Source organism: Novosphingobium sp. (assembly GCF_025351285.1).
In the GTDB taxonomy this organism is placed as follows: domain Bacteria; phylum Pseudomonadota; class Alphaproteobacteria; order Sphingomonadales; family Sphingomonadaceae; genus Novosphingobium.
The window spans coordinates 1-6,274 of record NZ_JANXWG010000144.1 but is presented as its reverse complement, the minus strand read 5'-3'; the positions used below and the strand labels follow the sequence as shown (position 1 = coordinate 6,274).

The window sequence follows — 6,274 nt, the reverse complement described above, 5'->3', positions numbered from 1 at the left end:
CGACGACGATGCCAGCTACGGCCCCGGCGATTTCGTGCTGCGGATGCCCGGCACCCAGCACCGCGCGGGCAGCCGCAATGGCTGCACGATGCTGCTGGTTTATGCCCCACTGGTGACTAAATGACCCGGTTCAGCGCGTTCAGCCTGTTCGCCAAGGCGCTCGGCGGGCACCAGTCCTGGCCCGAGCAATGGCCCGATGCGGCGCCCAAGCCGGCTTATGACGCGATCATCGTCGGCGCCGGCGGGCACGGGCTGGGCGCGGCTTATTACCTGGCGAAGAAGTACGGCATCACCAACGTCGCGGTGATCGAAAAGGGCTGGCTCGGCGGAGGCAACACCGGGCGCAACACCACGATCATCCGCTCGAACTACCTCTACGACGAAAGCGCGCACCTTTACGACCACGCGGTCAAGCTGTGGGACGGGCTGAGCCAGGAGCTCAACTACAATACGATGTATTCGAAGCGCGGGGTGATGATGCTCGCGCACAATGTCCACGATGTGCAGAGCTTCAAGCGCCACATCCACGCCAACCGCCTGAACGGCGTCGACAACGAATGGCTGAGCGCCGAAGAGGCCAAGGACTATTGCCCGCCGCTGAGTATTTCGCCCCATGCGCGGCACCCGGTGCTGGGCGCGGCCTTGCAGCGGCGCGGCGGCACCGCGCGGCACGATACCGTGGCGTGGGGATACGCGCGGGCGGCGGCGGCGCTGGGCGTGGACATCATCCAGAACTGCGCGGTGACGGGCATCCGGCGCGGGGCCGACGGCGCGGTCGAGGGCGTCGAGACCGAGCGCGGCTTTATCGCGGCCAAGCGCATCGGCGTTTCGGCGGCGGGCAACACTTCGGTGGTGATGAAGATGGCCGGGCTCGATTTTCCGCTCGAAAGCTATCCGCTGCAGGCGCTGGTGTCAGAACCGATCAAGCCGGTGTTCCCCTGCGTGGTCATGTCGAACACCGTCCACGCCTATATGAGCCAGTCGGACAAGGGCGAACTTGTGATCGGCGCGGGCACCGATCAGTACGTCAGCTATTCGCAGCGCGGCGCGCTCCATATCGTGGAACACACGCTGGCGGCGATCTGCGAAATCTTCCCGATTTTCCGCCGGATGCGGATGCTGCGCACCTGGGGCGGGATCGTCGACGTGACGCCAGATCGCTCGCCGGTGCTGGGCAAGACCCCGGTCAAGGGGCTCTACGTAAACTGCGGCTGGGGCACCGGCGGGTTCAAGGCCACGCCGGGCGCGGGCGATCTGCTGGCCTACACGATGGCCAAGGACGAACCGCACCCCATCAACGCGCCGTACAACCTCGACCGGTTCCGCAACGGGCGGCTGATCGACGAGGCCGCAGCGGCGGCCGTGGCGCACTGATATGATGCTGATTCACTGCCCTTATTGCGGCGAACGCCGGCCCGAGATCGAGTTCGCCTACGCGGGTGAGGCGCATGTTGCGCGGCCTGTCGATCCTTCAGCCTACACCGACGAGGAGTGGGAGCGCTTCCTGTTCATCCGCGCCAATCCGCGCGGGCGCCACAACGAACGTTGGCGCCATATCCACGGCTGCGGGCGATTCTTCAACGCGGTGCGCGATACTGTGACCGACAAGTTCGAAACGACGTATAAAGCCGGGGAGCCGCGCAAATGACCGGGTTCCGGTTGCAGCTAGGCGGGCGCGTCGATCGCAGCCGCACGGTCACGTTCAGCTTCGATGGCGTGCGTTATCAGGGCTTTGCCGGCGATACGCTGGCCTCCGCGCTGCTGGCGAACGGGGTGTCGTTGTTCGGGCGCTCATTTAAGTATCACCGCCCGCGCGGGCTGCTGGCGGCGGGGAGCGAGGAGCCCAACGCGCTGGTTTCGGTGACGCGCGGGCCGGGACGGTTCACGCCCAACCTGCGCGCTACGGGCGTCGAGATCTATGAGGGGCTGGAGGCGGTCAGCCAGAACCGCTGGCCATCACTGAAAACCGACCTGGGTGCAGTGAACGACCGGCTGGGGATGTTTCTGCCCGCGGGGTTCTACAACAAGACCTTCATGTGGCCGCGCTCGTTCTGGGACAAGCTTTACGAGCCCGCGATCCGCAAGATGGCCGGTCTGGGCGACGCGCCGACCGAGGAAGACCCCGATCACTACGCCGCGACCTATGCGCATTGCGATCTGCTGATCGTGGGTGCGGGGCCGGCGGGCATCGAGGCGGCGCTTGAAGCTTGCGGTACTGACAAGCGCGTGGTCTTGATCGACGAGCAGGACGAATTGGGCGGCGGCGCGCTGTCCGATCCGGCGCAATGGGCTTGGCTTGCGGACAGCGTTGCGCGGTTGGAGCAGGCCGGGAACGTTACGCTGCTGACCCGGACCACCGCTTTCGGATATTATCACGACAACTTCATCGGCGCGGTCGAGCGGCTGACCGACCATATGACCCAGCCCGGAGAGGGCGCGCGAGAAAAGCTGTGGCGCATCCGCGCGGGCGAGGTGGTCCTGGCGCAAGGCGCGATCGAACGGCCGCTGGTGTTCGCCGGGAACGATGTGCCGGGCGTGATGCTGGCGTCGGCGGCGCGGACGTATTTGCATCGGCACGGGGTTGCGGTTGGCAAGTCGGTAGCGCTGATGGCGGCACACGACAGCGGCTGGCACGATGCTTTCGCCCATGCCCGCGCGGGTGTGAAAGTGGCTGCAATCATCGACGTGCGCAGCGAAGTGGACGGCGCGCTGCGGGTCGAGGCGGCGGCGCTGGGGATCACGGTCCATCTTGGGTCGAGCGTGATCGGGGTGAATGGCCGGCACCGTGTCAATGGCATCGAGGTCTGCGTGGGCGGGCGCGGGGCGGCCACGCGCATCGCTTGCGACACGCTGCTGATGGCCGGCGGCTGGACGCCGAGCGTGCATCTGTGGTCGCACAGCAAGGGCAGCCTGGCCTGGCGCGATGACATCGGCGCTTATGTGCCCGACAAGCCCAACGAAAACGTGCGCTGCGTGGGCGCCTGCTCGGGCAAGTGGGACTTCGGCAAGGGGCAGGTCATCGACATGCTGCCCACCCCGCGCAGCCCGGCGCGGATCAAGGCTTTCGTCGATTTCCAGAACGACGTGACAGCCAAGGACATCAAGCTGGCGGTGCGCGAGGGCTTCCGGTCGATCGAGCACATCAAGCGCTACACCACCAACGGCATGGCGACCGACCAGGGGAAAACGTCGAACCTCAACGGATTGCAGATCGCCTCGCAAGCGCTGGGCCGACCGGTAGTCGACGTGGGCCTGACTACGTTCCGTCCGCCCTATACGCCGCAGACCTTCGGCGCGCTGGCGGGGCACGCCAAGGACGCACTGTTCCAGCCGCTGCGCAAATCGCCGATCGATGGCTGGGCCGAAGCCAATGGCGCGGTGTTCGAACTGGTCGCCCAGTGGCGCCGGGCGCGGTATTTCCCGCGCGGGCGCGAGAGCATGCTGGCGGCGGTCAACCGCGAATGCCGTGCGGTGCGATCGGCAGTCGGCATGTTCGATGCCTCGACGCTAGGCAAGATCGAAGTTGTCGGGCCCGATGCGGCCGAATTCCTCAACCGCATGTACACCAATCCGTGGAAGGGCCTGGAGCCGGGGCGGTGCCGTTATGGCCTGCTGCTCAAGGAAGACGGCTTCATCACCGATGACGGCGTCTCGGCGCGGCTGGCGCCCGATCGCTTTCACTTGACCACGACGACCGGCGGCGCGGCGCGGGTGCTGAACATGATGGAGGATTATCTCCAGACCGAATGGCCCGACCTGAACGTCTGGCTGACCAGCACCACCGAGCAGTGGGCGGTGATCGCGGTGCAAGGCCCGCTCGCGCGTGGCGTGATTGCGCCGCTGGTCGAGGGGATCGACCTCTCACCCGATGCCTTCCCACACATGGCAGTGCGCGAGGGCACGATTTGCGGTGTGCCGACGCGGCTGTTCCGGGTCAGCTTCACCGGCGAACTGGGCTTTGAAATCAACGTGCCCGCCGCTTATGGACGTGCAGTGTGGGAAGCAATTCACGCCGCCGGCAAGCCTTTCGGGATCGTCCCTTACGGCACCGAGGCGATGCACGTGCTGCGCGCCGAGAAGGGCTTCATCATCGTCGGCCAGGATACCGATGGCACGGTTACGCCCGATGATGCCGGGCTCGGCTGGGCGGTGGGCAAGAAGAAGCCCGATTTCGTCGGCAAGCGCAGCCTGGCGCGGCCCGATATCGTGGCGGCGGGACGCAAGCAACTGGTCGGGCTGCTGACCGACGATCCCGCCGAGGTGCTGGAGGAAGGCGCGCAGATCGTCGCCGATCCGAACCAGGCCGTGCCGATGACGATGATCGGCCACGTCACGTCTTCCTACTGGAGCGAGGCGCTTGGCCGCTCGATCGCGCTGGCGGTGGTGGCGGGCGGGCGCGGGCGGATGGGCGAAGCGCTGTTCGTGCCGATGCCGGGCCGGGCCATTCGCGCGACGGTCAGCGGCATGGTGTTCCACGATGCCGAAGGAGCGCGGCTGAATGTCTGACCTGTTGCTCCGGAACGAGCCCGATTGCGCGGGATTTGCGGGCGAGGGCGCAGGCGTTGCGATCCGGCTGGCCGAGCCGATGGCGCGCTATTCGCTCCGCGCGCGCGATGCGCAAGTGCTCGAAGACCTGATCGGCCTTGCGGTGCCCCGGGCGATCGGCGCGACATTGGGCGATATGGCCTGTCTCGGTCCTGACGGATGGCTGCTGTGCGCGTCCGTGGGAACCGTGCTGCCCAGCGGATCGGACTTGCCGGTTGCGATCACCGATGTGAGCGAACGCGCGGTGCGGCTGTTGGTTGAAGGTCCGCGCGCCGGCGAAGTGCTGATGGCGGGATGCCCGATCGATCTCGACCGGTTCGCGGTGGGTCGCGCCACGCGGACGGTGTTCGAAACGGTTGAAATCGTGGTCTGGCGCTTGCGCGACGATGCGTTTGCGGTCGAAGTCTGGCGCAGCTTCGCGCCGTGGTTGCGGCTGGCACTGGTCCACGCGGCGGGCTAGCTTTCCGCTTCGCAGGACGTTATTGAATAAGACTCAATAACATCCAACGAGCGGAATTCCATGCGCAGACGCGAGCCCGAAGAGCGGCACGAACAACTCCTGACCGCGGCCATGGGGGTGCTGGCAGAGGCCGGTGCCGACGGGCTGACTCTGGCCGCTGTCGCGCGCCGTGCGGATGTGTCCCCTGCGCTGATCGTGCATTATTTCGGCGATCGTGACCGACTGTTGGAGCGACTGTTCCGGCTGCTGGTCGAGCGCGTCACCGCCTTGCCGATGCGCGCACTGGCGCTCTCCAGCAATCCGGAGGAGCGGCTGCGTTCCTATGTCGCTGGGCATCTCGATCCGGGAGAATTGACCCCTGAGGCGACGCGGGCGTGGCTCTCGCTGTGGGGGCAGGCGTTGTACAAGCCCGCGTTGGCACGGCTGCAACGCGTACACCAGGAACGGATGCTGTCGAACTTGCGGCACGCGCTGCGCAGCCTGGTGCAGGCAAGCGAAGTTGCCCGGATTGCCGAAACCATCGCCGCGCTGATCGACGGGTTCTGGCTGCGCGCCGCGCTGGCCGGCGCTTGGAAGCCGGGCGCGCAAGTGCAGGCGGAGTGGATTTTCAAATCCATCGACTTGTGTCTGGCCGATGCCCGGCTGGCTGCATCGTCAGGGGCGGAACGGACAAGTTTCGAGACTATCAACCCGGCCACCGGCGAAGTGCTCGCCACGAACCGTATCGACGGCGCGGCGGAAATAGACCGCGCGGTCGCGCGCGCCGTCGACGCGCAGCGCGACTGGGCCAAAGTGCCGGGCGTGGAACGCGGGCGCATTCTCCATCGCGCAAGCCAGCTTCTGATCGCGCACAACGGCGAATTGGCCCGGCTCGAAAGCCGCGACACCGGCAAGCCGATTCACGAAACCGAGGCGGTCGACGTCCTTTCGGGCGCCGATTGCATCGAATACTACGCCGGCCTCGCGCGCACGATTTCGGGCGAGCATTTCGATCTCGGCCCGGGCGCGTTCGGCTATACCCGGCGCGAGCCGCTGGGCGTGGTCGGCGGGATCGGAGCGTGGAATTATCCGATCCAGATCGCCTGCTGGAAATCGGCGCCGGCCTTGGCGTGTGGCAACGCTATGATCTTCAAGCCGGCCGATCTGACCCCGCTGACCGCGATCGAGCTGGAGAAGATCTACAGCGAAGCCGGGTTGCCCGAGGGCCTGTTCCAGGTGGTGCAGGGCGGTTCCGAGACCGGGCGGCTGCTCAGCCGGCATCCGGGGATC

5 protein-coding genes are annotated in these 6,274 nt (G+C 66.5%); all 5 read left to right on the top strand.

The features are described from left to right. The first annotated feature begins 120 nt into the window (after positions 1-120). Positions 121-1,374, top strand: a complete 1,254-nt coding sequence (locus Q0R16_RS17490) for a sarcosine oxidase subunit beta family protein (protein WP_295639178.1) — start codon at positions 121-123, stop codon at positions 1,372-1,374. A gap of 1 nt (position 1,375) precedes the next feature. Further along, complete coding sequence (locus Q0R16_RS17485; protein ID WP_295639175.1) at positions 1,376-1,648, top strand: sarcosine oxidase subunit delta; 273 nt, start codon at positions 1,376-1,378, stop codon at positions 1,646-1,648. Continuing rightward, a complete protein-coding gene (locus Q0R16_RS17480; protein WP_295639172.1) occupies positions 1,645-4,506 on the top strand; it encodes a 2Fe-2S iron-sulfur cluster-binding protein in 2,862 nt (953 codons plus the stop codon). The genes Q0R16_RS17485 and Q0R16_RS17480 overlap by 4 nt, the downstream gene beginning before the upstream one ends. Then, entirely contained in the window at positions 4,499-5,005 is a 507-nt protein-coding gene (locus Q0R16_RS17475; RefSeq protein WP_295639169.1) for a sarcosine oxidase subunit gamma family protein, read from the top strand. Before Q0R16_RS17480 ends, Q0R16_RS17475 begins: the two co-directional genes overlap by 8 nt. Positions 5,006-5,065: 60 nt before the next feature. Then, positions 5,066-6,274: transcriptional regulator BetI (gene betI, locus Q0R16_RS17470; RefSeq protein ID WP_295639166.1), on the top strand; the 1,209-nt coding region annotated here is incomplete at its 3' end.

Bases quoted from the DNA above. Each gene is read 5' to 3' on its own strand.
- Q0R16_RS17490 (WP_295639178.1), top strand. From the start codon at position 121: ATGACCCGGTTCAGCGCGTTCAGCCTGTTCGCCAAGGCGCTCGGCGGG.
- Q0R16_RS17485 (WP_295639175.1), top strand. From the start codon at position 1,376: ATGATGCTGATTCACTGCCCTTATTGCGGCGAACGCCGGCCCGAGATC.
- Q0R16_RS17480 (WP_295639172.1), top strand. From the start codon at position 1,645: ATGACCGGGTTCCGGTTGCAGCTAGGCGGGCGCGTCGATCGCAGCCGC.
- Q0R16_RS17475 (WP_295639169.1), top strand. From the start codon at position 4,499: ATGTCTGACCTGTTGCTCCGGAACGAGCCCGATTGCGCGGGATTTGCG.